At 54.7% G+C, this 24,399-nt stretch carries 25 protein-coding genes and 1 other RNA gene; 17 read left to right on the forward strand and 9 right to left on the reverse strand.

Annotated elements, in window-relative coordinates; translation table 11 throughout:
- The first annotated feature begins 11 nt into the window (after nt 1–11).
- From RIC29_11865 to RIC29_11890, 6 genes are all read left to right on the forward strand, one after another.
- The gene (locus RIC29_11865) at nt 12–572 is read left to right on the forward strand and encodes a F0F1 ATP synthase subunit delta (GenBank protein MEQ8735613.1); all 561 of its coding nucleotides are present in this window, start codon (nt 12–14) and stop codon (nt 570–572) included.
- Nucleotides 573–2,105: a F0F1 ATP synthase subunit alpha gene (atpA, locus tag RIC29_11870; GenBank protein MEQ8735614.1), complete on the forward strand. Its 1,533-nt coding sequence runs from the start codon at nt 573–575 to the stop codon at nt 2,103–2,105.
- A gap of 38 nt (nt 2,106–2,143) precedes the next feature.
- Nucleotides 2,144–3,031, forward strand: a complete 888-nt coding sequence (locus tag RIC29_11875; GenBank protein ID MEQ8735615.1) for a F0F1 ATP synthase subunit gamma — start codon at nt 2,144–2,146, stop codon at nt 3,029–3,031.
- A gap of 50 nt (nt 3,032–3,081) precedes the next feature.
- Nucleotides 3,082–4,500, forward strand: coding sequence for a F0F1 ATP synthase subunit beta (atpD, locus tag RIC29_11880; GenBank protein MEQ8735616.1), 1,419 nt, complete (start codon nt 3,082–3,084; stop codon nt 4,498–4,500).
- Between the two features lie 30 nt (nt 4,501–4,530).
- Nucleotides 4,531–4,947: an ATP synthase F1 subunit epsilon gene (gene atpC / locus RIC29_11885; protein MEQ8735617.1), complete on the forward strand. Its 417-nt coding sequence runs from the start codon at nt 4,531–4,533 to the stop codon at nt 4,945–4,947.
- A gap of 80 nt (nt 4,948–5,027) precedes the next feature.
- Nucleotides 5,028–5,852: a ferritin-like domain-containing protein gene (locus tag RIC29_11890; GenBank protein ID MEQ8735618.1), complete on the forward strand. Its 825-nt coding sequence runs from the start codon at nt 5,028–5,030 to the stop codon at nt 5,850–5,852.
- On the opposite strand, the gene RIC29_11895 is transcribed toward RIC29_11890, so the two are convergent.
- From RIC29_11895 to gpmI, 5 genes are all read right to left on the reverse strand, one after another.
- On the reverse strand, nt 5,849–6,328 hold the full coding sequence (locus RIC29_11895) for an RNA pyrophosphohydrolase (protein ID MEQ8735619.1): 480 nt from the start codon (nt 6,326–6,328) through the stop codon (nt 5,849–5,851). The genes RIC29_11890 and RIC29_11895 overlap by 4 nt on opposite strands.
- A gap of 10 nt (nt 6,329–6,338) precedes the next feature.
- The gene (locus tag RIC29_11900) at nt 6,339–7,928 is read right to left on the reverse strand and encodes a divergent polysaccharide deacetylase family protein (protein ID MEQ8735620.1); all 1,590 of its coding nucleotides are present in this window, start codon (nt 7,926–7,928) and stop codon (nt 6,339–6,341) included.
- A 110-nt stretch (nt 7,929–8,038) separates the two neighbouring features.
- The gene (locus RIC29_11905; protein MEQ8735621.1) at nt 8,039–9,331 is read right to left on the reverse strand and encodes a S41 family peptidase; all 1,293 of its coding nucleotides are present in this window, start codon (nt 9,329–9,331) and stop codon (nt 8,039–8,041) included.
- Nucleotides 9,328–10,659: a peptidoglycan DD-metalloendopeptidase family protein gene (locus tag RIC29_11910; protein MEQ8735622.1), complete on the reverse strand. Its 1,332-nt coding sequence runs from the start codon at nt 10,657–10,659 to the stop codon at nt 9,328–9,330. Before RIC29_11910 ends, RIC29_11905 begins: the two co-directional genes overlap by 4 nt.
- Complete coding sequence (gpmI, locus tag RIC29_11915) at nt 10,646–12,232, reverse strand: 2,3-bisphosphoglycerate-independent phosphoglycerate mutase (GenBank protein MEQ8735623.1); 1,587 nt, start codon at nt 12,230–12,232, stop codon at nt 10,646–10,648. Before gpmI ends, RIC29_11910 begins: the two co-directional genes overlap by 14 nt.
- A gap of 137 nt (nt 12,233–12,369) precedes the next feature.
- On the opposite strand from gpmI, the gene ffs reads away from it, so the two are divergent.
- The 5 genes from ffs (at nt 12,370) to RIC29_11940 (ending at nt 16,190) form a co-directional block, all read left to right on the forward strand.
- An RNA gene (gene ffs, locus RIC29_11920) (signal recognition particle sRNA small type) lies at nt 12,370–12,468 on the forward strand.
- Nucleotides 12,469–12,506: 38 nt separating this feature from the next.
- Nucleotides 12,507–14,330 carry a DNA polymerase III subunit gamma/tau gene (locus RIC29_11925; protein ID MEQ8735624.1) on the forward strand — a complete coding sequence of 608 codons (1,824 nt, stop codon included), beginning with the start codon at nt 12,507–12,509 and terminating at the stop codon, nt 14,328–14,330.
- Nucleotides 14,331–14,368: 38 nt separating this feature from the next.
- A complete protein-coding gene (locus RIC29_11930; protein MEQ8735625.1) occupies nt 14,369–14,692 on the forward strand; it encodes a YbaB/EbfC family nucleoid-associated protein in 324 nt (107 codons plus the stop codon).
- A gap of 15 nt (nt 14,693–14,707) precedes the next feature.
- Nucleotides 14,708–15,301 (forward strand): recombination mediator RecR, encoded by a 594-nt coding sequence (recR, locus tag RIC29_11935; protein MEQ8735626.1) that lies wholly within the window; start codon nt 14,708–14,710, stop codon nt 15,299–15,301.
- Between the two features lie 208 nt (nt 15,302–15,509).
- Entirely contained in the window at nt 15,510–16,190 is a 681-nt protein-coding gene (locus RIC29_11940; GenBank protein MEQ8735627.1) for a DUF4136 domain-containing protein, read from the forward strand.
- 37 nt (nt 16,191–16,227) lie between these two features.
- Here RIC29_11940 and RIC29_11945 read toward each other — a convergent pair whose 3' ends face one another.
- From RIC29_11945 to rmuC, 3 genes are all read right to left on the reverse strand, one after another.
- Nucleotides 16,228–16,683, reverse strand: a complete 456-nt coding sequence (locus RIC29_11945) for an NfeD family protein (protein ID MEQ8735628.1) — start codon at nt 16,681–16,683, stop codon at nt 16,228–16,230.
- A gap of 5 nt (nt 16,684–16,688) precedes the next feature.
- Nucleotides 16,689–17,657 (reverse strand): SPFH domain-containing protein, encoded by a 969-nt coding sequence (locus RIC29_11950; protein MEQ8735629.1) that lies wholly within the window; start codon nt 17,655–17,657, stop codon nt 16,689–16,691.
- A 143-nt stretch (nt 17,658–17,800) separates the two neighbouring features.
- Nucleotides 17,801–19,003 (reverse strand): DNA recombination protein RmuC, encoded by a 1,203-nt coding sequence (gene rmuC, locus RIC29_11955; GenBank protein ID MEQ8735630.1) that lies wholly within the window; start codon nt 19,001–19,003, stop codon nt 17,801–17,803.
- Between the two features lie 100 nt (nt 19,004–19,103).
- Here rmuC and RIC29_11960 point away from each other — a divergent pair, with 100 nt between their 5' ends.
- From RIC29_11960 to truA, 6 genes are all read left to right on the forward strand, one after another.
- Nucleotides 19,104–20,516 (forward strand): DUF4139 domain-containing protein, encoded by a 1,413-nt coding sequence (locus RIC29_11960; protein MEQ8735631.1) that lies wholly within the window; start codon nt 19,104–19,106, stop codon nt 20,514–20,516.
- A 41-nt stretch (nt 20,517–20,557) separates the two neighbouring features.
- On the forward strand, nt 20,558–20,950 hold the full coding sequence (locus RIC29_11965; GenBank protein ID MEQ8735632.1) for a hypothetical protein: 393 nt from the start codon (nt 20,558–20,560) through the stop codon (nt 20,948–20,950).
- An 80-nt stretch (nt 20,951–21,030) separates the two neighbouring features.
- Nucleotides 21,031–21,555, forward strand: a complete 525-nt coding sequence (gene def / locus RIC29_11970; GenBank protein MEQ8735633.1) for a peptide deformylase — start codon at nt 21,031–21,033, stop codon at nt 21,553–21,555.
- 3 nt (nt 21,556–21,558) lie between these two features.
- Entirely contained in the window at nt 21,559–22,482 is a 924-nt protein-coding gene (gene fmt / locus RIC29_11975) for a methionyl-tRNA formyltransferase (protein ID MEQ8735634.1), read from the forward strand.
- A gap of 42 nt (nt 22,483–22,524) precedes the next feature.
- Nucleotides 22,525–23,085: a GNAT family protein gene (locus RIC29_11980; protein ID MEQ8735635.1), complete on the forward strand. Its 561-nt coding sequence runs from the start codon at nt 22,525–22,527 to the stop codon at nt 23,083–23,085.
- A 1-nt stretch (nt 23,086) separates the two neighbouring features.
- Nucleotides 23,087–23,830, forward strand: coding sequence for a tRNA pseudouridine(38-40) synthase TruA (gene truA, locus RIC29_11985; protein MEQ8735636.1), 744 nt, complete (start codon nt 23,087–23,089; stop codon nt 23,828–23,830).
- On the opposite strand, the gene RIC29_11990 is transcribed toward truA, so the two are convergent.
- Nucleotides 23,823–24,395: a hypothetical protein gene (locus RIC29_11990; protein ID MEQ8735637.1), complete on the reverse strand. Its 573-nt coding sequence runs from the start codon at nt 24,393–24,395 to the stop codon at nt 23,823–23,825. The genes truA and RIC29_11990 overlap by 8 nt on opposite strands.
- Nucleotides 24,396–24,399: the final 4 nt, after the last annotated feature.

Below are 24,399 nucleotides of genomic sequence, written 5' to 3' on the forward strand. Positions count from 1 at the left end.
GGGAAATTGGGATGGCATCGGACGGAGCAGTGGTTGGCGGTTTAGCCGCTAGATATGCCTCGGCCCTTTATGACCTTGCTGATGAGTCCGGCGCACTGGATCTGGTCGCGTCCGACCTCCAGGGTTTGCAGGCTGTTATTGATGAAAACGGCGATTTCACCCGCTTTATCAAAAGCCCGGTGCTTAGCCGTGAAGACCAAACCAAAGGCATTGCCGCCATTTCAGCCAAAGCGGGCCTGTCTGACATTACCGCGAAATTTCTCGGCTTGATTGCGAACAATCGCCGTCTTTTCGCCCTGCCGGACATGATCCGTGCCTATCAATCTATTCTGGCGGCCCGCCGTGGTCTGGTTACTGCTGAAGTGACCTCTGCGACCGAGTTGTCTGATGGCCAAAGCCAATCTCTGGCGGACGCTCTCAAATCTGCGATCGGTACATCCGTCGCAGTTACCACTAAAGTTGATCCAACCATTCTTGGTGGGCTGATTGTGCGTGTTGGGTCACGCATGGTCGACAGTTCACTCAAGTCCAAGCTGCAACGCCTGAAGCTATCAATGAAAGGGGTCGGATAAATGGAAATCCGCGCCGCAGAAATTTCCGCAATTCTAAAAGAGCAGATCGCCAATTTTGGCACTGAAGCTGAATCCGCCGAAGTCGGTCAGGTTCTCTCCGTCGGTGACGGGATCGCCCGTGTTTACGGCCTCGATAATGTCCAGGCTGGCGAGATGGTCGAGTTCCCAGGCGGCATTAAGGGGATGACCCTGAACCTTGAAACCGACAACGTCGGGATCGTGCTGTTCGGTGATGACAGCGGCATTAAAGAAGGGGACGTTGTTAAGCGGACCGGGGACATTGTTGATGTGCCGGTTGGTCTGGGTCTTCTTGGTCGCGTGGTTGATGCGCTTGGTAATCCCATCGACGGCAAGGGCGATATAGATAGCTCAGAGCGTCGTCTCGCTGAGTTGAAAGCGCCGGGCATTATTCCACGTCAGTCGGTGAATGAGCCAGTTCAAACCGGCCTCAAAGCCATCGATTCCTTGATCCCCGTTGGCCGTGGCCAGCGTGAGTTGATCATTGGTGACCGTCAGACCGGCAAGACCGCTGTTATTCTGGACACCATCATCAACCAGAAAAAAATCAACGACGCGGCTAAAGATGACTCAGAAAAGCTTTACTGTGTCTACGTCGCCGTCGGTCAAAAGCGTTCGACCGTGGCCCAGGTTGTGAAGACACTGGCCGACTATGGCGCGCTTGAATACACCTGTATCGTTGCAGCCACCGCGTCCGATCCTGCGCCCATGCAGTTTCTTGCACCGTACTCCGGGTGCACCATCGGCGAATGGTTCCGCGACAACGGCAAGCATGCGGTGATTTTCTATGATGATTTGACCAAGCAAGCTGTGGCCTATCGTCAGATGTCCCTGTTGCTGCGTCGTCCGCCGGGTCGCGAAGCGTTCCCAGGGGATGTGTTCTACCTTCACTCACGTTTGCTCGAGCGCGCCGCCAAGATGAACGCCGACAACGGCTCTGGCTCACTCACCGCGTTACCGGTTGTGGAAACCCAAGCCAACGACGTGTCCGCGTACATTCCAACCAACGTGATTTCGATCACCGATGGTCAGATCTTCTTGGAAACAGAGTTGTTCTACCAAGGCATCCGCCCGGCTGTGAACGTTGGTCTGTCGGTGTCGCGTGTGGGCTCTGCCGCGCAAACCAAAGCGATGAAGTCCGTCTCGGGCGGTATCAAGCTTGATTTGGCGCAGTATCGTGAAATGGCTGCGTTCGCGCAGTTCGCCTCTGACCTTGATCCAGCGACGCAGAAATTGCTGGCCCGTGGTGTGCGTCTGACCGAACTGTTGAAGCAAGACCAATATGTGCCGATGCCGTTCGAAGAGCAGGTTGTGTCCATTTACTCTGGCACCAAGGGCTATCTTGACGCCATTGAGGTGCGTGACGTGCAGCGTTTTGAGAAGTCTCTTCTGGGGGCTGTGAAAGACAAGGCCCCGGAGATTCTGACCAGCATTCGGACTGAAAAAGCGGTCAGCAAAGACACTGAGGAAAAACTCAAGAGCTTCCTCGATGACTTCGCCAAGGCGTTTAGTTAAGCGCTGGGACTAGGATCGGATAGGGAAAGGCCCGCGTTATGGCAAGCCTGAAGGACCTGAGGTTACGGATCACCTCGGTCCAATCGACCAAGAAGATTACGTCTGCGATGAAGATGGTCGCCGCGTCCAAGTTGCGCCGTGCGCAAGACGCTGCCGAGCAAGCCCGTCCCTATGCACAACGTATGGAGAGCATGCTGGGCAATCTCGCCGGCGGGGCTGTTGGCCAGGCTGGTGCGCCACCCCTTTTGGCGGGTACCGGGAAAGACGACTCACACCTTGTTGTTGTGATGACGGCAAACCGCGGGCTTTGCGGCGGCTTCAACACCAACATTATTCGCAGTGCCCGCGCGCTTATCCGCGATTTGCTGGCGCACGGTAAGGCAGTCAAAATTTACACGGTTGGGACCAAAAGCCGCGACAACCTGAAGCGTGATTACGCCGATCATATGGTCGGTCACTTCGATGAGTTTGGGCGCACGGTTTCATCCTTCTCTGAGGCCATGCATATCGCTCAGGGTGTGACGTCCATGTTTAACGCGGGTGACTTTGATGTCTGCACGTTGGTGTACGCCAACTTTGTCTCTGCGATGACGCAAGAAGTGACACGCCAGCAGGTTATTCCGTTCCCCATTCCTGAACTTGCAGAGGGCGAAGAAAGCGCTGCAGGTGGCGGTGGATACGAGTACGAACCGTCTGATACCGAAATTCTCACTGATCTTTTGCCACGCAATCTGGCGATCCAGATTTTCCGGGCGCTCCTTGAAAACGGAGCTTCTGAGCAAGGTGCGCGGATGTCTGCCATGGACAGCGCGACTCGCAACGCCGGTGATATGATCGACAAGCTGAAGATGAAATACAACCGTACGCGCCAAGCGCAGATTACAACTGAACTGATTGAAATCATTTCTGGAGCTGAAGCCCTTTAGGGCCTCCAGAATTTTAAAACCGAACGAAAGCGTTCGAGAGGAGCGAGCCAATGGCTAACAATAGTGTCGGAACCATCGCCCAGGTTACAGGTGCCGTCGTTGACGTTAAGTTTGACGGGGAATTGCCGAATATCCTGAATGCGCTGCATCTGGAAAACCAGGGCAAGCGCCTGGTGTTGGAAGTCTCACAGCACCTTGGGGAAAGCACCGTGCGGTGTATCGCCATGGATGCCACCGAAGGTCTGGTTCGCGGTCAGAAAGTCGAGGATACAGGCTCTCCTATTCGTATGCCTGTCGGTCCTGGTGTTCTTGGCCGGATCATGAACGTGGTTGGCGAGCCCGTGGATGAGCGTGGCCCCGTCGATGCCAAAGACTACTTCCCGATTCACCGTCCTGCGCCCTCTTTTGTTGAGCAATCAACGGAAACCGAAATTCTGATCACCGGCATTAAGGTGATCGACCTGCTCGCGCCTTACACCAAGGGTGGTAAGGTTGGCCTGTTCGGTGGTGCTGGTGTGGGTAAAACCGTGCTCATTCAAGAACTGATCAACAACGTTGCCAAAGGCCACGGCGGATATTCTGTGTTCGCCGGTGTTGGCGAGCGGACCCGTGAAGGTAACGATCTTTATCATGAAATGATCGAGTCCGGGATTATCAACCTCGACGGTGAAAGCCGCGTGTCGTTGGTGTTCGGTCAGATGAACGAGCCGCCGGGTGCCCGTGCCCGTGTTGCGTTGTCGGCGCTGACTCAAGCCGAATACTTCCGCGACGAAGAAGGCAAAGACGTGCTGCTGTTCGTCGATAACATCTTCCGTTTCACCCAAGCGGGTTCTGAAGTGTCCGCCCTGTTGGGCCGCATCCCCTCTGCTGTGGGCTATCAGCCAACATTGGCCACCGATATGGGCGCGCTGCAGGAACGCATCACCTCCACCAAGAAGGGCTCCATCACCTCTGTGCAAGCCGTTTACGTGCCGGCCGATGACTTGACCGATCCGGCCCCGGCCACATCGTTTGCCCACTTGGATGCCACAACCGTGTTGTCGCGTGCCATTTCCGAGCTTGGTATTTATCCGGCTGTGGATCCGCTGGATTCAACCTCGCGCGCGCTTGATCCGCTGGTCGTTGGGGAAGAGCACTACAAAACCGCGCGTGAAGTGCAACGTGTTCTGCAAACCTACAAAGGTCTGCAAGATATCATTGCCATTCTGGGTATGGATGAACTGTCTGAAGAAGATAAGCTGGTCGTGGCCCGTGCCCGCAAAATTCAGCGTTTCCTGTCACAGCCGTTCTTTGTGGCCGAAGTCTTTACCGGTTCACCAGGCGTGTTCGTTGGCCTGGAAGACACCATTAAAGCCTTCAAAGGCATTGTGGACGGCGAATACGATCACTTGCCAGAGCAAGCGTTCTACATGGTGGGGACCATTGAAGATGCGGTTGCCAAGGGCAAGAAGATGGCTGAAGCGGCTTAAAGCTGGAACTGAGACAGGAAAGCAAACGCCATGGCCGATACTCTTCAACTTGATCTTGTGTCACCAGCCAAGCTGCTGATGTCAGACGCTGTCGGTATGGTGGTTGTGCCGGGTATCGAAGGATACTTCGGCGTGCTGCCAGATCACATGCCGCTGCTGTCGACTCTGCGTCCGGGTGTTGTGACGGTCCATGAAAGTGTAACGGCAGCACCATCCAAGTCGTTCTTTGTTGATGGCGGGTTTGCTGAGGTGAATCCATCGGGCTGCACTTTGTTGGTTGATGAAGCCATCGACGTGTCTGAATTGTCATCCGAGGCAATTGCCGCCCGCCGCGCAATCGCAGAGCAGAAACTGCAAAGCGCTTCAAATGACCAAGAACGCGTCGCGGCAGAAAAAGCAATGTTCGTTGCCGATGAAATGTCCCGCGTTTTAAGTGAAGCTGCTTAAACCTGCGTTTTGCGCGATAAGCTTCGTTGTTCTAATCTGTCCTCTGCACCACTGAACCTGCCGTGGGACTCAAACACCCTATGTCCACCTGGACACTAGACGATATTCCCTGGAGCGACTTTGACCCCACGAAGGTCAATGCGGATGTGCTCAAGGTCATCAAAACGGCAGCGCTGGTCGAGCGCAATGGCGCAGACTACGGCCATTATCTCGCCAATGTTTTTGAGGGTGATGAGGTTTTCCAACAGGCCGCACGTGTCTGGGCCGATGAGGAAGAACAGCACGGCATCGTTTTGGGGCAGTGGGCGGCACTGGCCGACCCAACCTTCGATTTCGACGCCGCGTTTGACACCTTCAAACAGCTCTATCGTATTCCGGTTGAGGCCACCGAGTCCGTTCGTGGGTCCCGTGCGGCTGAACTCTGCGCGCGCTGTGTTGTGGAAACCGGCACCAGCTCGTTTTACTCGGCCATGCGGGATGCGATTGAGGAGCCTGTGTTGCGGGCGATTTGCAAGCACATCGCCGCCGATGAATTCCGGCATTATAAATTGTTCGCCACTCATTTGAGCCGCTATCAGATCCAGGAAAATCTTTCGACCTGGCAGCGCCTCAAAGTGGTTGTCACGCGGTTCCGTGAAACCTCCGACGATGAATTGGCTTCCGCCTATCATGCCGGTAACAGCCTCGAAGGGCCGTATGAGTGCTCTGCCGCAAGCGCCGCGTATACGGAACGCGCGTTGGCTTTTTACCAGCACAAACATGTGCGTCGCGCCGGGCATATGATGTCTCAGGCGGCGGGGTTGGAGCCAACGAGTGTGGCCACCAAACTTCTTTCAAAAATATTGTGGTGGGGTATTTCGCTAAAGGGGCGTGCTTTTCGAAACCGCGTTGGCAGCGTGACTTAATCCGCAGCGACGATATGGTCCTTAAAAGCCGTAACGATTTGGTTGTATAACTCTTTCTTAAAGCCCACAATCATATCGGGCAGGGTTTTGAATTCCGCCCATTTCCACTCCGAAAATTCTGGGTGTTCGGTGTCGATGTTGATGTCGGCATCAGTGCCGGTGAAGCGCATCAGATACCACTTCTGCTCCTGGCCACGGTACTTGCCCTTCCACATTTTGGTTTGCAGGTCTTCCGGCAGGTCATAGCGCAGCCAGTCTTTGGTTTCTGCGATCAGGGCTGCTTTGTTGGTACCGGTTTCTTCTTCCAATTCTCTCAGCGCTGCGGCGTAAGGGTCTTCCCCCTGATCAAGTCCGCCTTGGGGCATCTGCCAGGCTGGCTCTTTGGTGTCGATACGTTGTGCCACAAATACACGGTTCTCGGCGTTCAATAGAACGACTCCAACCCCTTGCCGATATCCGCGCTTAGTCTTTGCCACGCCGCGTAATCTATCGAATCAGAACTTGAGACACCGGTGCCAGCGCGATGCCGCGTTGGCCGACGTTGTCCAGCCACAGCGTAATACGTTCAAAGGTTACAGGCTTTGCAGAGGCCACGGCGACAGAATTGCCTTTGTATTTGGCCAGTTGCTCAATGTAATCGAGACGCGCATCGATGGAGGCGCGGAAGGCCCGTTCATCCAACACAATATCTGCCGTCGCCGTTGGCACCCGGTCGTTGCCAAGACGCAGGCCAGGCCGCCCTTGGACGTAAAACAGATTGCGGGCGTCCAAATTATTCATCAGCAAATTGATGTGCGAGGTCGACTCCCGGAAGCGGCTGCCAGAGTTGTCTAAAATACCCGCTGATCCATCAGCCTCATTTAAGATCGCCGTTAAACGTTCGACGTTCTGAATTTGATCAAGAGAGGTCAGCAATCCCAATGGCCCAGGATCATCCGCTGGGAAACGATTACTCTCAAGCGGCACTTCAACCAGGACTTCATGTCCGGCCTCTGTCGCTCTGCGCAACCAGTCCTGCAAATCTCGCGTATAGGGGCTAAAGGCCAACGTCACTGATGCTGGCAATGATTTAATGGCGGCTTCGGTGGCCTCACGATTAAGCCCTAGACCTTCAACAATAATGGCCACCCGCGCTCTGGCGTTGGGGTCCTGCACAAGTTCTTCCGCATCGGGCAGGGTGGAGAAGTGAGGTGGCGCAGCGCTGATGGAACGGCTATCCGTTGGCGGCGTCACGGGCTCGACCAGACGCGGAGCGTTGCCTTGGGTGCCGTCGGCGGCGGCCGTGTCTGCTGTAAACCGACGTGGTGCTCCGGGCAGGAGCCCAGGTTTCGCAATCGCGAGGGCATCACGCTCTGGGGCTGACTCTGGGTTCGCGATTGGATCAGTAGTTGCTGGATCTGCGGGTGACGGCAGTGCGGCTAGCTGCGTGTCTTCAGTCGGATCTTCAGCCGTGAGTTCGGGTGTGTTTGGCTCTAAAACTTCGGCCTGACGTGCGCTTGGTGGCAGCGCGGCTTGATTTAGCCCAGGCTCACCTTCCTGCGTGCGACGCAGGAGATCGGCCATGGACCCTGTCTGCCGACCCGCACGAGAATCTTGCGGTTCGGTCGTGTCGTCGTTGCCAGCCAGCCAGGGCCTACGGCTTGCCGAGCGATCGGTTTCGACGGTTGAATCCCCGACGATTTCTGATCCGTCTGTGATGGGCGGTAAGGCGATGGGGCCGTCTGCGGCTGTTGTCCCAGGCGCGGTTGACCCAGATGCTGCTGGATCAAGGGGCTCCATGGGAATCAGCGTTTCAAGAACCTCTCCATCCTCAGAGACAACCTGGGCAATTTCTGTCGGAATGCTGCCAGTGACAGGCCCGGCGGACTCGTCGGCGGTCATAACAGCCGTGACAATAAACCCGATCAGCAGAAGACCCATGACCCCGCTCAGGCCAAAGGCTATTTTACGACCAAGGCCGCTCTCATCTGAGTCATCGTCGAAGACATCTTCTTCGTAGAAATCTTCGTCATCATCACCACCAAATGGGTCTTGCGCCTTTTTGTTGCGCTTAAACAGACCTTTGAGTGACGCCATGGAAAAGGCCACAGTTCTACCCCCACCGAATTGGGTTAAACGCAATCCGTCAACCTGACCCTATATCGAGGCCCTTAACAGGGCCTTAAAATTGGACAGCCTAGGGCGCCCTAGTTGGTCAGGTTTTGCCGGTACAAGGCCAAGCCCTGGATCAGATCAAGCGCGCGCGCCAGCTGGTAGTCGTCCACATCCTGGGTGGTGCGTTCTGCCGTGGGCTCCGCTTCCTTGATATCCTCGTCCAGTGTGTCGTTTTCCAAAGATCCGCGTAGGCTGGATTCGCTGCGCTGTCCGCGCGGGGCCAAGCGCTCCACCGTGGCCGGGCGGACAAGAATGTCCGGTTCAATGCCGGTGCCCTGGATCGAGCGCCCTGAGGGGGTGTAATAGCGCGCCGTGGTCAAGCGCATGGCATTGTTGTCTTGCATTGGAATGATCGTTTGGACCGAGCCTTTACCGAAGGACTTGGTGCCCAGAATGATCGCGCGGCCATGATCCTGCAGCGCACCCGCAACAATTTCAGAGGCCGATGCTGAACCATCGTTGATCAGCACAACAATCGGCATGCTATCGGTTAGATCGCCTTTCTTGGCCATTGTACGCTTGGTTTCTTCGCTATAGCGGGTGCGGGTCGAGACGATTTCGCCCCGGTCCAAAAAGGTGTCGGTCACGGATTCAGCCTGATCAAGCAATCCGCCCGGATTGTTGCGTAAGTCCAGCACATACCCTTTCAGGGTTGCGCCCAATTCTTGCTTGATGCTGGCGATGCCTTCTTCAAGCCCGGCCTGGGTTTGCTCGTTAAAGGAAGTGATGCGGATGTATCCGACGTCGCCTTCCGCGCGGTAGCGCACAGACCGCACTTTAATGACGGCACGGGTCAGGGTGACGTCAAAAGGCTCAACCCCCTCTCTGCGCACGCCAATGGTGATGTCGGTGTCCACCAGCCCCCGCATCATGTCTACGGCGTCACTCAAGGTCAGACCCAGAACGCTCTCACCATCAATGGTGGTGATGTAGTCGTTGGGCTGTAATCCAGCCTCAAAAGCCGGCGTGTCATCAATCGGGGTGACCACCTTCACAAAACCATTTTCCATGGTGACCTCAATGCCCAAGCCACCAAACTCACCCTTGGTTTGCTCCTGCATGTCTTCGAAGCTCTTGGCAGTCAGAAAACTGGAATGCGGGTCCAAAGAGGTCAGCATGCCGTTAATAGCGGCTTCAATCAGGTCTTGGTCTGAAATGTCTTCCACATAATCCTTGCGGACGCGCTCGAACACATTGCCGAACAGCTCAAGCTGGCGATAGGTGTCGTCAGAAAATTTGTCATCTGACCATGCAGGCGACGACATCGGGGCGCTCAGGGCACCAAAGGCTAATAAACTAAGGGAAGCAAAAAAAGTTCGGGTCATCCACGGTTCTCATTGGTTCGAGCTGCCAGCCACGGCAAAGGATTAATAGGTTGGCCGTTCCGGCGCAACTCAACATACAGTGAGGGATCACCGTCCGGTGACATTACACCTACTGGTTCTCCGGCCAAAACACGTTGTCCAACGTCACTGTCCAGTCGGGTCATGCCAGCGAGAAGCGTATGGTATCCCTCGCTATGTTCCAGGATCAAGAGTTGGCCGTATCCCCGGAAAGGACCGGAAAACGCGACAACGCCATCAAAGGGGGCGATCACCTGGGCCGCCGCGCGGGTGTTGATGGTTATGCCTTTGGCGCGGCCCTCATTTCCGGTTTCTTCTCCATAGCGGTTTGACAGCCGTCCGGCGGCTGGAAAAGGCAGTGTTCCGCGGGCTTTGGTAAAGGATCTGGAGGCTGGCGGAGCAGATTGAGGCGGCAACGGACGTCTTGCCGTAATTATTTCGGGTGAGGGTGCTGCGCCTGAGGGTGGCGTCAGAACAGGCGCTTCTTTTGCGGCCCGCTCGGCCTCTTCGGCTTGTTGTCGCAGACGTTCCGCCATGACCTTGTCGAGCAATTCACGCAGGTCATTTGCTTCTTTGGCTAAATTAGCGATTCGGCGTTCGGCGTCGGTGGCCTTGCGTTCAAATCCCTTTTGCAACTCCGTTTTTTCTGCATAAAGGCGTTCCAGCCGGTCCTGGTCGTTGACCAAGTCGAGTGTCGTGCGGGCCACTTCACTGCGACGGTCAATGATGGCGGCATGGGTTTGGTACAGCGCATCCAGGTCGATTTGGAGTTGCGCCGCGTTTTCGGTCAGGGCGGGAATGGCTGCAGACAATACAAGTCCAGACCGCACCGCGTCGGCTGGACGCAAGGGTTGTAGCAACAGCGCATCCGTTGGCCTTACAGCCAAGCGCTCTAAGGCGAGCAGGACATCCCGCATTTGCGCATCTTTCTCCATGAGTTCCGCCGCCAGCGTTTCACGTTGTTGTTCCAATCCGGCCAATTGGGTTTCTAAATCGGTCAGAGTTTGTTCGCGCTCTTGGATGCGTTTTGCAGCGGCAATCATGTTGGTTTGTAAGGTGGCGGCATCGGCGGCAGCTTGAGTGGCCCGTTGCTCAGCTTCTGCGCGTGCGGCTTGCTCGCGTTTTAGGTCTTGCTGAACGGCCTGTAGATCTGAGGTGCTTGGGAGGCTGTCATCCTGCTGTGCGTGTGCTGAAATGGGGAATGAGAAGGTTGTCGCCACCACCACAAGACACGCGCAAAGACAGGCGCAAAGGTCGATGACGACACCGCGGCGTGTTTTCGTGGTGCTGTGGTGTTTACTCAGCAGCACGGCGTGGGGCAGTGGCAGACCGGTTCAGCAACGAATGTCCGGTCATTTCTGTAGGTTGATCCAGGCCCATAAGGTCCAGAACGGTGGGTGCCAGATCCGAGAGCCGCCCGTCATGCAGTTGGCCGACGGAGTCAGCGCCAACAAGAACCACTGGGACTTTGCCGATGGTATGCGCCGTATGTGGCGCCTTGGTGTCAGGATCGACCATCAGTTCACAGTTGCCATGATCCGCGGTGACCAGCAGGGCTCCGCCCGCTTTATGAACGGCGGCGGCCAATCTGTTGAGACAGGCATCAAGGGTTTCAGCGGCCTTGATGGCTGCAGATAAAACACCCGTATGTCCCACCATGTCACCGTTGGCATAGTTGACGACAATCAGGTCAAAGACGCCGGAGTCGATGGCGTTGACTAAGTGGTCGGTGACCTCTGCCGCAGACATCTCTGGCTTGAGATCATAAGTGGCCACATCTGGGCTTGGCACCAGGATGCGTTCTTCTCCCGTAAACTCCGTCTCTTGCCCTCCGTTTAAGAAGAAGGTGACGTGAGCGTACTTTTCAGTTTCGGCGATGCGTAATTGTGTCAGTCCGTGATCGGCGACAACTTGACCGAGGCTATTTTCTGGAATCGCAGATGGAAACAAGACAGACATCTGCTCCGTTAGTTTTGTGGAGTACTCCGCCATACCAAGGGCGCAGTCGATATGTTTGAGTGTGCCACGGTCAAACTCCTCAAAGTCAGGGTCCAGCAGGGCGCTCAGAATCTCTCGTGCGCGGTCTGCCCGGAAGTTCGCCATCAGAATGCCGTCACCCTGCGCAATTCCCGGGTACCCATTAAGAACGACGGGTTCAACAAATTCATCTGTGGTCCCCTCCGCATAAGCCGAGTCAATGGCCTCTAATGGGTTTTGGGCCGATGCGCCTTGGCCATTGGCAATGGCGGCATAAGCGCGGGCCACCCGGTCCCAGCGATTGTCGCGGTCCATGCTGAAATAGCGCCCGCTGAGCGTTACGATGGACACTTTAGCTAGGCCCGTGATGTCGCTCAAAAACTTTGCCATGAAACCATGCGCTGACTTTGGCGGCGTATCCCGCCCATCCAGAAAAGCGTGAATCTGCACCGGCACGCCTTCCGCCGAAACGGCCTTGGCAAGGGCGACCATGTGGTCTTGGTGAGAATGGACTCCGCCGGGGGATAGCAGCCCCATGAGGTGACAGGTTCCACCGCTCTTTTTGAGTGTCTCAATGAAGGCCAATAAATCTGGCCGGTTCGCCAGCGAGCCATCGACCACGGCGGCGTCAATTTGTGGCAGGTCCTGAAGCACAACACGGCCAGCGCCGATGTTCATATGCCCCACTTCAGAATTGCCCATCTGCCCGGTTGGCAGTCCAACATCTAACCCGCTGGTCTCGACCAAAGCATGCGGGTGTCCTGATGCGGCCATCCAGCTGTCCCAGGTTGGGGTATTTGCCAGCGCTATAGCGTTGTTCTCCCGCTCCGTGCGGTGGCCCCAACCGTCCAGAATGCAAAGAACGACGGGCCGTGGGATCTGAGTCGTATTTTTTTCGTCAGTCATGTCGTTTGTTATGGCCTGTGGATAACTTAATGAAAGTCCAGGTTTAGCCCTGTTATTGAAGGGTTCGGACCAGTTTGGCAAGTCTGTACAGCAGAACCCCTTGCGTCTGAGGGCTGGACGTTTGATATAGTGCAGTTGAGGGACTGGCGGTGGACGGGCGCCTCGCCAACCCGGTCAGGTCCGGAAGGAAGCAGCCGTAACGAGTTTCCGCCTGGGTCGCCGTCAGGACCTCACCTTTTTTGTTTAACCTTTCCCGCTTACGGATGGATGCCTCATGACCGACAAGCCGAACACGGAAGGCGATGTCGGCGCGGAAAGCTCAGCGGATAACTCTGGGGGGCTTGATCTGGATGGCCAAAATGCGGTTGCAAAACCCAAGCCAGCTTACCAGGTGTTGGCTCGCAAATACCGTCCAACCACTTTCGGTGATTTGGTCGGGCAAGACACCGTGGTTCGCACGCTCACCAACGCGATTGCCTCTGGCCGTCTAGCCCAGGCGTATATGCTGACCGGCGTACGCGGGACTGGCAAAACCACAGCCGCTCGTCTGATTGCCCGCGCGCTGAACTGCATTGGACCCGAGGGTGCTGGCGGCCCCACTGCGTCGCCCTGTGGTGTATGTGAACATTGCCGCTCCATTGCTGAAGACCGCCATGTTGATGTGTTGGAAATGGATGCGGCCAGCCGCACCGGCGTAGATGATATTCGGGAATTGCTTGATGGGGTGCGCTACCGGCCAACCTCAGCCCGCACCAAGATTTACATCATTGATGAAGTCCACATGCTGTCGAATCAGGCGTTCAATGCGTTGTTGAAGACGCTTGAAGAACCGCCGGAGCATGTGAAGTTTATTTTCGCGACAACTGAAATCCGTAAAGTTCCGGTCACCGTCTTGTCGCGCTGTCAGCGATTTGATTTGCGGCGCATCAGTGCAGAGCACCTCAGTGGTTTGTTTGAGTCCATTGCCGAGAAAGAAGGCGCGCAGGTGGCGCCCGAGGCGTTGGCTTTGATCGCGCGCGCCGCCGATGGCTCTGCGCGGGATGGCTTATCGATTCTTGATCAGGCGATTTCACAATCGGCTTCTGGCGATGGCCCGCCGCTTGTTGATGAAGCCCAAGTCCGCGACATGCTGGGTTTGGCCGACCGCATTCAGGTGTTTGATTTATTAGATGCGGTGTTGCGGGGTGATGTCAAAACAGGACTGGATCTTCTGGCCAGCCAATACGCCTCTGGCGCTGATCCAATCGTCGTTTTACAAGACCTCCTTGAACTCACACACTGGCTAACCCGTCTCAAAGTTGCGCCGGATGGGGCTGATGAAGCTTTGGTCGCGGAAGCCGAGCGCACACGCGGTAAGGATATGGCGGCCGCTTTGTCTATGCCGGTGATCACACGCACCTGGCAAATGCTGCTTAAGGGTTTGGGTGAGGCGCGGACCGCGCCAATGCCGTTGCAGGCGGCTGAGATGACCCTGGTGCGATTGGCGTATACAGCAGATTTACCGACCCCCGACGATGCGCTTAAGGCGCTTGAGCAGCAAGGTGGGGCAGCAGCTAAGTCTCCATCTGGTGCGGCTCCTGGAGCCAAATCTTCTGGCGCAAGTCATGGACAAGCCCCCAGTGTTGGCAGTGGCATGTCCGCTCAGACTGGTGGCGCTTCAAACGGTTCAAACGCCGCCGCAGTTTCCGTCGCGCCAGAATTGGCGCCGGAAAACGTTGTGCACGCAAGTGAAGATGAGGCTGTTGCACACAAACTGGAGTCACTCTCGGATGTTGTTGCGCTGTGTGAAGCCAATCGTCAGGCTAAGCTGGCGGGCCAGTTGATCCATACCGTCCATCTGGTTCGGTTTGAACATGGGCGTATCGAAATCCGGCCAAAGAAAGGAACGCCGCAAGACGTTGCAGGTAATTTGGGGGCGTTTCTCAAAGCGCAAACCGGCGAACGATGGGTCGTGAGCATTTCTAATGATGCCGGCGAACCAACGCTGCACGAGCAGACTATTTCCAAGGCTTCAGAAGATCCTTTCGTAAAATCGATTCTGGACTCTTTTCCTGGGGCTGTGATTGAACGCGTACGCACGGTGGAAGATGATGCGTAACGCACGTTCCAAGATATCTTAACGATGGATAGATCATTATGAAAAACCTCGGCGCGCTGATGAAACAAGCGCAAGAGATGCAACAAAAGATGGGTGAGATGCAGGAGCGTCTGGCCGATATAGAAGTTGAAGGCTCCTCCGGCGCTGGCATGGTTAAAGTGACGCTGAACGGTAAGTCAGACATGCGTCGTATTAAAATAGACCCGACGCTGCTGAAGGCTGATGAAGCGGAAGTGCTTGAAGACCTGATTGTCGCCGCCACAAATGATGCGAGGTCACGTCTTGAAGCGCGAACTCAAGAAGAAATGAGCGCGTTGACCGGTGGTCTGAGTTTGCCGCCAGGCTTTAAGCTGCCGTTCTAAGGGTAGGCCGCGCACATGGCTGGTCCTGATATTGAAGCGCTGATTCGGCAATTGTCTAAACTGCCGGGCCTTGGTCCGCGTTCTGCACGACGCGCGGTCTTGGATTTGATTAAGAAAAAAGAATCTCTGATGATCCCACTCATCCAGTCGATGGACCGTGCGGCGCAAAGCGTGAAAATCTGTGGCACCTGCGGTAATTTTGACAGTCAGGACCCCTGCGCGCTGTGTCTGGACCCCAAGCGCGACACATCGGTGATCTGTGTTGTTGAAGATGTTGCTGATCTGTGGGCGCTGGAACGCAGCGCCGCCTTTCGCGGCCTTTATCATGTCATGGGCGGGCTGCTGTCGCCGTTGGATGGCGTTGGACCTGATGACCTCAATATCGCTGGTTTAGTTGCGCGGGCAGGTGCCGCTCAGGTCAAAGAGGTGATCTTGGCCCTGAGTGCGACGGTCGATGGTCAAAGCACGGCCCATTATCTGGCCGACCGCCTTGATGGGACTGATGTGGACATCTCGGGTCTTGCTCATGGTGTTCCCGTTGGCGGAGAGCTTGACTATCTCGACGACGGCACCTTGTCTGCGGCCCTAAAAGCACGCCGCCCGGTTTAAAGTTATAACCCTGACCATAAACCTTGCCGTCACGATGGCTTCTCGCCTGACTTTTCACGCCAGCCGCCGCCATGCCCTTGCCACATTCTCAGCGTAATGAATTATTTATAAAATGTGACGTGACTGTGAAGTGGCAAAACTATGTGTCGATGTAGTATGATTGTACTGCACGCACACTAGACGCTTTTAATTTAAGGGCACTAAAGACATGAGGCAGCAAATGGTAAGGCACATCTTAGCAGCAACAGTGATGACTCTCGGGTTGGCGGCATGCGCCAGTCCTAAGTATGTCGTGTCTGATGTTACGCGTCACCACAGTCTGCCAGCGTCTCCGTCGGGTCAAACATTTGCGCTTGTTCCGCTTGATGATGAGCAACGTGAGAGCCTTGCCTTTGATGATTACTCAACGCTGATTGTGCAACGCATGTCGTCTTTAGGTTTGCGCGCGTTTGATGGTGGTCGGGCGTCACCGGACTTGGTTGTGACGCTGAAGTGGTCTGTCGAAGGGCCAAGCCCAGACATTAAATCCCGCGATAGCGGATTCGGTTATGGCTTTGGCTTTGGTAATCGCCATAGCCATTTCGGTTATGGTTTTGGAGCACCGTATGACAACCGCACGACAACCAAGCAGATGTACGTGCGCCGTGTTGATATGGTGATTTACGAAGGCGGAACTTATGGCACTGAAGCACCCAAGCGTTTGTTCGAGGGGTCTGCAGTGAGTACAGGCACCAATGGACAGATTGATCCGGTGATGCCGTATATTATTCAGGCTCTGTTTGAGCAGTTCCCTGGCGCATCGGGTGAAACCAAAACGGTGCGTATCGAAGTGCCACCGGAGTCCGAAGCGGTTTCAACGGGGCAGTACAGTTCCAGGTCTTCCAAGTAATTTCGGTCAAATAAAAGCCTACTAGAGAGATCAGGCTTTACAGGCTTTGAACGTGCTCGACTTTAAGCACTGAACCGTCCACGGAGACCACCTTTACATGAGCGCCAGCAGGCAGGTCCGGCCCTTCCGCCAGCCAAGAGCCATCACCAACGTGCAGTCTGCCACGGCCATTTTCCATGGCTGTGTCTAGCGTAAACGTGCGCCCGATGTATTGATCGGCACGCTTATTCAGTTTTGAGTCATCCGATGGTGTATTGCCTGGCGTCCAAACTTTGCGCCCGATGTAAATCGCGATCACGCTGAGTATGGCGAAGATAATGAAACTCATCTGCCATCCCACGGACGGGATAAGCAAAACCAAAAAACCAGTCAGCGCCGCAGCGATAGCAAGCCAGAGGAAAATGACTCCGGGCATGGCCAGTTCGACAACAAATAGAAGCAGGGCCAGAATCCACCAATTCCAATGATCAAGGGTCGCCAGGAAACCTTCCATCGGTTCTATTCTCCACTGTTCGGAATGCGGGCCGCGCGGGTTTCTGCAACAGCCGCTTTTGAGTCCGCGAGCGCTGATTTTGCTAACTCCGCAATGCCGCCAATGGCCCCAATCACACCCGAAGCCTCCAGTGGCATCAGCACCAGTTTCTCGTTGGGCGAGGCAGCAAAGCTACTGATCGCTTCAATGTATTTCTGTGCGACAAAATAGTTGATGGCCTGGACGTCACCTTTCGCGATGGCCTCTGACACCATTGTTGTGGCCTTCGCTTCCGCTTCAGCTAAACGCTCACGCGCTTCAGCTTCCCGAAACGCGGCTTCCCGCTCGCCTTCTGCTTTCAGGATTTGGGATTGTTTATCTCCCTCTGCGCGTAGAATTGAAGACTGCCGGTCTCCTTCGGCTTCCAGAATTTCGGCCCGCTTTAGGCGCTCGGCCTTCATCTGGCGTCCCATGGCTTCCACCAAATCGCGTGGGGGGGAGATGTCTTTAATTTCTATGCGGGTGACTTTAATGCCCCAGGGGTTGGTGGCTTCATCAACAACCGTGAGCAGTCGCGCATTGATGGCATCGCGCTGTGACAGTAATTCGTCCAGGTCCATGCTGCCCATTACCGTTCTGATGTTGGTCATGGTCAGGTTTAAAATGGCGAGTTCCAGTCCGCGCACTTCATAGGCGGCTTTGCCAGCATCCAGCACTTGATAAAACACGACCCCGTCAACCGTGACCATGGCGTTGTCTTTGGTGATGATTTCCTGAGATGGCACATCCAACACCTGTTCCATCATGTTCATCTTTGTGCCGACGTTCTCGATGAACGGGGTGATGAGTTGCAAGCCGGGTGAGAAGGTTCGGGTAAAGCGGCCAAAGCGTTCAATGGTGAAGTTCCAGCCCTGTGGAACCACAACAACGGCTTTAAAAACGATAACAATGCCAAGGACGAGAAAGGCGATTGCAAAAATTGAAGATAATTCCATAAGGGTGTCCGTCCTCTCAGCGCGGCCAAACAGTTTGCCGGATGATGTGAGTCAATGACTAAGCTTTTAAGCTGCTAGTCTGATATGCGGCTCGCAATAAGGTATGTCAAGTTACAGTGATACATCTTAAAATTGAAATGGCTCTATGAGCGATGACTTTCAATATTGGTGACAGAAGCGAGTCCCTCTTCCAACAGCGGGTCATCCGCTTTTGGTCCATCACCTTGCAGATCAACCTGTTTGATTCGCAAGCCATGCCGCATAATGCCGGTGGTTGATTTTTGAATGAGATCAATGTCTTTGCCGGTTTGCTCGAAGTGTTTGGACAGCGATCCGACGCGTTTGTCTAAACGGGTCACATCTTCCATGAGCAGCCCGACTTCTTTTTGAATTGTGCCCGCGTGCTCGCGCATCTTGGTGTCACGAATCAGCGCCCGCACGGAATGCAAAATCGCCCAGAAGGAAGACGGCGAGGCAATAATGATTTTGCGCCGGTAGCCTTCTTGAATGACGTTCTGAAAGTTAGTGTGGAGTTCCATGTAAATCGATTCAGCGGGCACAAACATCAGCGCCCAGTCTGAGGTTTCACCTGGAATAATGTATTTCTCCGCAATGGCCTGAACGTGTTTAATCACATCGCGCGTAAACGCCTGGCTGGCAATTTTACGCTCCTCGTCGGATTGTGCCTCCATCAGGCGCACAAAGCCTTCGTGGGGATACTTGGAATCGACCCCGATGTCGCCCTGGTCGCCGGGCAGTGTGATCAGGCAATCGACCCGCTTGTTATTAGAAAGCACAGCCTCAAACTTGAAGTAATTGGCCGGGAGCATGTCGCGCACAATGTCTTCCATCTGCGCTTGACCAAAGGCCCCACGGGCTTGTTTGTTTGACAAAATGTCTTGCAGTCCGACGATGTCGGTGGAGAGGTCTGTGATATTTTTCTGCGCGGCATCAATCACGGCCAATCGCTTCTGCAGGTCGGTCAGAGATGTGGCGGTTCGTTCGTTGGTTTTTTGCAAGGTCTCGCCAACGCGCTGGCTGACAGTGTCTAATCGTTCGGTCAGGGCTTTACTGATTTCCCGTTCCTGTTTTTGCAATTGTTCGGCAACCTGCCTGCGGCTGGTCTCCTGACCTTCGGTCATCAGTTTGATTTGACCGCGCAGTTCTGCTTGATCGCTTGCCAACCGGCTCAAGGCTTCCGTTAACCCGCTCATGTGTACGGCGGCAGTTGGGCCCGTTTTTTGGCTGTGGATGATCAGAACAAGCAGCAGTATCAATACCCCCAACGCGGCCAGAATGAGGCCAAATTCGGTGCCGCTGAGCCCTAAGTGTGTTAGAAAATTCATAGGCTTGCGCCCTGCCTTACCCGTGCCATGATGATCACCCTAACTTACACCGCACTTTGAAACCACGGCTGAGAGGCCATTGTCTATGAGGCCCATGTTTATGTCGATGCATAGAAGTTCGATTTTGAGTTTTCTTATCGCCATCTTCTTTATCTCGCCAGTTTCGGCAGAAGAACTCAGTGTTCCTCCATCCGCTCGCACAGATCTCGCGGTCACGGTTTATAACGGTGATCTGGCCCTGGTGCGTGATACCCGCAAAGTGGATTTGCCGAAGGGCGATAGCGAGCTTGCCTTTGCGGATGTCAGCACGAGACTTCAACCGAACACGGCGTTGCTCCAATCTGGCAGCGGCGCCTTCACGGTGAAGGAACAGGTGTTCGACTTCGATGTGGTCAATCAATCCGGGTTGCTACAGGCTTCGGTTGGAAAGGAAGTCAGCATTTTCAGCGTGAATCCGGCGACCGGGAAGGAAACTGAGGTCAGAGCCATCGTTTTATCTGTTGCCAATGGCGTGGTGCTGGATATTGATGGTCGCATCACCACAGAAATTCCAGGACGATTGGTGTTTGATGCGCTACCGCCTGGGGTTCGGGCCGAACCCACGCTTGTGGCGTCTATTGCCACCGAGGCCGCTGCGACAGTTGATGCTGGCTTGAGTTACCTCACCAACGGCCTAACATGGCGCGCAGACTATGTGGCGGAGCTCAGTGTAGACAGTAAAACCATCGATCTCTCGGCCTGGGCAACCATTTCAAATACAACAGGAACAGATTTTCCAGAGGCCACGCTTAAGCTTGTGGCGGGCGACATCAATCGTGTTGCTCCCGAACCAAAGATGATGCGAGCCATGGAAATGTCCGCGCGCAGCGGTCCAGTCGCAGATCAGATGCAGCAAGAAAGCCTGGCCGCGTTTCATCTCTACGCGATTGACCGCCCGGTCTCCCTGGCTGATCGGCAGACCAAGCAGTTGGCGCTGCTCTCAGCAAATCAAATCGGTGTAGAAACCGAACTTGTCAGCCGTGGGGAAGAGTATGCAACCCGCAATCCAATGAATGGCCAAGTAAGGACATCCCAAGCAACGCGCTCTTTGGTGTTTGATAATTCAATAGAGGAAGGCGTAGGCACGCCGCTGCCATCGGGCACCGTGCGTGTTTACGGACAGGATTCTACCGGCGCACTCCAATTGCTTGGCGAAGACAATGTTATGCATACGCCTATCGGACAGGAGGTTCGCTTTGCCCTCGGGCGAGATTTCGACATCACCGTTGCCCGTGAGCAAAGAGAGTTCCTAAGAGCGTCTGATCGCATCACGATCTCTGCCCATGGCATCACTGTGAGTAATGCAAAAGACACGGCACAGATTGTGCGGGTGGTTGAGCCGATGCAGGGGGACTGGGAAATCATTGAAGAAAGTATGTCTCATAAAGAATCTCAAGGTGAAGCAGAATGGGTTGTTGAGGTGCCTGCCGGTGGTGAGGTCGTGATTGACTACCGCGCGCGCGTGAGATTCTAAGGTGAGGTGCTATTTAAAGGGCTAGGTGTTATCTAAGGGAAATGACTGAGCCCTTTATTTTTATTGCCTCCATCCTCCTTGCTGTTGCTGGATTAAGTCAGCTGTATGCGCCGCATCTGTGGCAAGCGTATTACGTGTGGTTGGCCTCCCGAGGTACCGCTGGTGTGCGGTTGAACGGGCTGATCAGCTTGAGTGTTGGTGGAGTTATTGTCTTTTTCCACAATGTTTGGTCTGGTCCGCCGCTGCTGTTGACCGTGATCGGCTGGCTCCTGCTGCTGGAAAGCGCTCTATGTTTGTTTGCGCCGGGTGCTGGCTTAGCAAGTTTGTCAGAGGTTGAAGGCGGCTCACGTGTGTCGATTCTCAAAGGCACGGGCGTTGTATTAATCGTCATCAGCGGTGTTTTGGGTGTTCATGCCATCACGACCGCAGGTTGATCTGACACGGCCACAGGTTGACCCGACAGAGTGTCAGGACTATGTCACCAGGATAAATGCTGATCTGAGACTGATACGCTATGGCAAAACGCGACATCATCATTGCTCCCGACCCACGGCTGAAGAAGACGTGTGTCCCGGTCGATACGGTTGACGCTGAGACAGCTCTCTTGATGCGCGATATGCTGGAAACCATGTATGCCGCGCCGGGTGTTGGATTGGCAGCCCCACAGGTTGGCGTTCACAAGCGCATTATTGTGGTTGATGCGGCCCGGGGCGATGACCCTCCAGCTCCATACCTTATTGCTAATCCAGAGATCATCTGGTCTTCCGAGCAAACCAAAGTGCACGAGGAAGGGTGTTTGTCTTTGCCGCAATACTACGAAGATGTTGTGCGACCTGATCAGATTCGTCTGCGGTACACGGATGAAAATAATACGACACAAGAACTTAACGCAGATGGACTACTTTCGGTCGTGATCCAGCATGAAATGGATCATCTCAATGGCGTTTTGTTTGTGGATCATATCTCTGGCCTGAAGCGTGGCATGATTTTGCGTAAGCTCAAGAAGACCAAAAAACAAGTGGAAGCGGAGACAGATTAGGATATGCGCCTAATCTTTATGGGAACACCCGACTTCTCCGTACCGATTTTGGAAGCGTTGGCTGCTGCCCATGAAGTCATCGCTGTTTATGCACAACCGCCCAGCGTTTCTGGTCGGGGTCAAAAGCAACGCATCAGTCCTGTGCATGCGCGCGCCGACGAACTTGGTATTCCAGTCTTCACGCCAAAAAGTCTTAAGTCAGAAAAGGCTCAAACGGAATTTGCGAGTCATAAAGCTGATGCTGCTGTTGTGGCGGCGTATGGTTTGATTTTACCGCAGGCCATTCTCGATGTGCCCCGTTTAGGCTGTCTAAATGTTCATGCGTCCTTGTTGCCAAGGTGGCGCGGCGCGGCTCCGATTCAACGCGCGATCATGGCCGGTGATACCGAGAGCGGTGTGACGATCATGCAGATGGAAGCCGGGCTTGATACAGGGCCGGTGTTGTTGCGTGAGTCTGTGGCTATTACTGACGCGACAACGGCGGGCAGTTTACATGATGCACTGTCAGAGCTGGGCGCACAGCTCATCGGTCCAGCTTTAAAGGGCTGTGAAAACAACACTCTTAAAGCGCAGCTTCAGCCCGATGTGGGTGTAACGTACGCCCCTAAAATTGATAAAGCGGAAGCCGCTATAGCTTTCGATAAGGCTGCAGCGGATGTCGTCAGGCATATTCATGGCTTATCGCCTTTTCCAGGTGGGTTTGTTGAAATCAATGGCCAGCGGATTAAGATTTTGCTGGCTGAAGCGGTCCCAATACCTGATTCACAGAGCGCAGAATCTGGAACGTTGTTAACTGAAGATTTTTTGATTGCGTGTGCCTCCGGAGGGATTCGCCCCCTAAGAGTGCAACGCGCGGGTAAAGGGCCAGTGGAGACCGAGGCTTTCCTGCGGGGCTTTAAGTTGCCACTGGGGACCCGGGTCGGGTAGACACTCCCTGAACCTTGAACAAGCCAAACCGGATTCCCACCCATGTTCGGACGTCGCCGCAAAGACATTGCCCGTGGAGACCGCGTTCATCTCTTTGCGCCCAGCCGCGAAGCAGGTGGGGATTACCTGGCGATGACCCGGTCAAATGTAAAGTATCACCAGCCGTGGGTTTTTCCGGCAACCGACGCGGGTCGTTATAAAATGTATCTGGAGCGTGTGAACAATGGTCGCACGCATGGCTTTTTTGTCGGGCAAAATGATGACGACAGGTTGATCGGTGTCATTAATATCAACGATGTCGTTATGGGCGGTTTTCAATCCGGGTCGCTAGGCTACTACGCAGATCTCGATGTGGCCGGAACGGGACTCATGATGGAAGGCTTAGCTCTTGTGTTGGATCATGCCTTTACAGCCCTTGGCATGCATCGTCTTGAGGCCAATGTGCAACCCGCCAATGCTGCATCTATTGGCTTGATTCGAAAGCTCGGTTTTAGAAAAGAGGGCTTCTCGCCAAAGTTTCTGCAAATCGACGGGATTTGGCGCGACCACGAACGCTGGGCGATGCTCAGTGAAGATTGGCTGGCAGCGGCGGGGCAGTATTAGAGTGCCAAGATTCAAGCTCACCATTGAATACGACGGAACCAATTATTGCGGATGGCAACGGCAGTTGAACGGCTTGTCCGTGCAACAGGTTCTGGAAGAGGCTGCCTCAGCCTACTGTCAGACAAAAATCATTGTTCACGGCGCAGGCCGCACGGATGCAGGTGTTCATGCCCTGGCGCAAGTTGCGCATGTGGATCTTTCCCGCAATGACTCGGGCCGTAAAGTACAAGACGCACTCAATGCTTTAGCGCGACCTCATCCGATTGCTGTGGTCAAGGCAGAAGAGGTGGCTGATGGTTTTCATGCCCGCTTTGATGCCTGCGAACGGAGATACGTTTATCGCATTCTCACCCGCCGCGCGCCGGCTGCACTCGACAAAGACCGGGTGTGGTGGTTATCCCGTGACCTTGATGTTGATGCCATGCATAAGGCCGCCCAGCGCCTGGTTGGGGAGCATGATTTTTCGTCTTTCCGCGCAACCGAGTGCCAAGCCAAAACGCCGGTTAAAACCCTCTATGCGCTAGATGTCAGCCGTCAGGGTGAGACTATTGAAGTGTATGCTAAAGCCCCCTCCTTTCTGCATCACCAAGTGCGCAACATGGTAGGGACCTTGAGTTTGGTCGGTGAAGGCAAATGGACCGCAGCTGATGTCAGTGCGGCCCTGGCAGCAAAAAACCGTGCAGCAGGTGGCCCGACTGCTCCTCCGGGCGGCTTGTATCTTACAGAAGTCCGCTACCCTAGCTAGACAGCATTCTAAGCGTGACCTGACCAACCAGCAGGGTCAGCAGGATGTCGAGCACCACAATGCCGATTCCAGTACCCAGCGTGACCCTTAATCCCTCGCGGGCAATAAAGGCCGCGTACGTCACATAAGCGACAAAGATCATGCTGTCGAAAAAGCCGGAGATCGCCAGTGGCAGCAACTCAAGTTGCGATAAGATAATGATTGGCATGGCGATAAGGCCAACCGCCAACTGAAACCAGTTGTAGGCGACCACGTAACGGAAAAACTCTGCGTTACGGTCTAATAGCTTGACCACAGACAGCATGGCAACCGGATAGAGGAGCCAAAGCGTAATGTACTCAAGTCCTTCAACAAAAAACATGCGCAGTGCAGCCGGGGGTTGCTCGGCTGTCATGTACACGCTGATCTGGTAGATCGCCTGCAATGGGGCAACAAATGCTGCAGCAATAAACGAGCGCCAGAAGCCTTGCTCTGTCGCATTAAAAAAATCGAAGGCTTTGTCGTCCCAGCGGGCAATACGCCACAGGCCGTAGAGCGCACTGGCAGCTTCTTTGGTGCTAATCATGGAG

Source organism: Rhodospirillaceae bacterium (assembly GCA_040219235.1).
Taxonomy (GTDB): domain Bacteria; phylum Pseudomonadota; class Alphaproteobacteria; order Rhodospirillales; family Rhodospirillaceae; genus WLXB01.

Excerpts from the sequence above, each read along its gene's own strand:
- RIC29_11865 (MEQ8735613.1), top strand. The coding sequence starts at position 12 with ATGGCATCGGACGGAGCAGTGGTTGGCGGTTTAGCCGCTAGATATGCC.
- atpA (MEQ8735614.1), top strand. The coding sequence starts at position 573 with ATGGAAATCCGCGCCGCAGAAATTTCCGCAATTCTAAAAGAGCAGATC.
- RIC29_11875 (MEQ8735615.1), top strand. The coding sequence starts at position 2,144 with ATGGCAAGCCTGAAGGACCTGAGGTTACGGATCACCTCGGTCCAATCG.
- atpD (MEQ8735616.1), top strand. The coding sequence starts at position 3,082 with ATGGCTAACAATAGTGTCGGAACCATCGCCCAGGTTACAGGTGCCGTC.
- atpC (MEQ8735617.1), top strand. The coding sequence starts at position 4,531 with ATGGCCGATACTCTTCAACTTGATCTTGTGTCACCAGCCAAGCTGCTG.
- RIC29_11890 (MEQ8735618.1), top strand. The coding sequence starts at position 5,028 with ATGTCCACCTGGACACTAGACGATATTCCCTGGAGCGACTTTGACCCC.
- RIC29_11900 (MEQ8735620.1), bottom strand. The coding sequence starts at position 7,928 with ATGGCGTCACTCAAAGGTCTGTTTAAGCGCAACAAAAAGGCGCAAGAC.
- RIC29_11905 (MEQ8735621.1), bottom strand. The coding sequence starts at position 9,331 with ATGACCCGAACTTTTTTTGCTTCCCTTAGTTTATTAGCCTTTGGTGCC.
- gpmI (MEQ8735623.1), bottom strand. The coding sequence starts at position 12,232 with ATGACTGACGAAAAAAATACGACTCAGATCCCACGGCCCGTCGTTCTT.
- RIC29_11925 (MEQ8735624.1), top strand. The coding sequence starts at position 12,507 with ATGACCGACAAGCCGAACACGGAAGGCGATGTCGGCGCGGAAAGCTCA.
- RIC29_11930 (MEQ8735625.1), top strand. The coding sequence starts at position 14,369 with ATGAAAAACCTCGGCGCGCTGATGAAACAAGCGCAAGAGATGCAACAA.
- recR (MEQ8735626.1), top strand. The coding sequence starts at position 14,708 with ATGGCTGGTCCTGATATTGAAGCGCTGATTCGGCAATTGTCTAAACTG.
- RIC29_11940 (MEQ8735627.1), top strand. The coding sequence starts at position 15,510 with ATGAGGCAGCAAATGGTAAGGCACATCTTAGCAGCAACAGTGATGACT.
- RIC29_11945 (MEQ8735628.1), bottom strand. The coding sequence starts at position 16,683 with ATGGAAGGTTTCCTGGCGACCCTTGATCATTGGAATTGGTGGATTCTG.
- RIC29_11950 (MEQ8735629.1), bottom strand. The coding sequence starts at position 17,657 with ATGGAATTATCTTCAATTTTTGCAATCGCCTTTCTCGTCCTTGGCATT.
- rmuC (MEQ8735630.1), bottom strand. The coding sequence starts at position 19,003 with ATGAATTTTCTAACACACTTAGGGCTCAGCGGCACCGAATTTGGCCTC.
- RIC29_11960 (MEQ8735631.1), top strand. The coding sequence starts at position 19,104 with ATGTCGATGCATAGAAGTTCGATTTTGAGTTTTCTTATCGCCATCTTC.
- RIC29_11965 (MEQ8735632.1), top strand. The coding sequence starts at position 20,558 with ATGACTGAGCCCTTTATTTTTATTGCCTCCATCCTCCTTGCTGTTGCT.
- def (MEQ8735633.1), top strand. The coding sequence starts at position 21,031 with ATGGCAAAACGCGACATCATCATTGCTCCCGACCCACGGCTGAAGAAG.
- fmt (MEQ8735634.1), top strand. The coding sequence starts at position 21,559 with ATGCGCCTAATCTTTATGGGAACACCCGACTTCTCCGTACCGATTTTG.
- RIC29_11980 (MEQ8735635.1), top strand. The coding sequence starts at position 22,525 with ATGTTCGGACGTCGCCGCAAAGACATTGCCCGTGGAGACCGCGTTCAT.
- RIC29_11990 (MEQ8735637.1), bottom strand. The coding sequence starts at position 24,395 with ATGATTAGCACCAAAGAAGCTGCCAGTGCGCTCTACGGCCTGTGGCGT.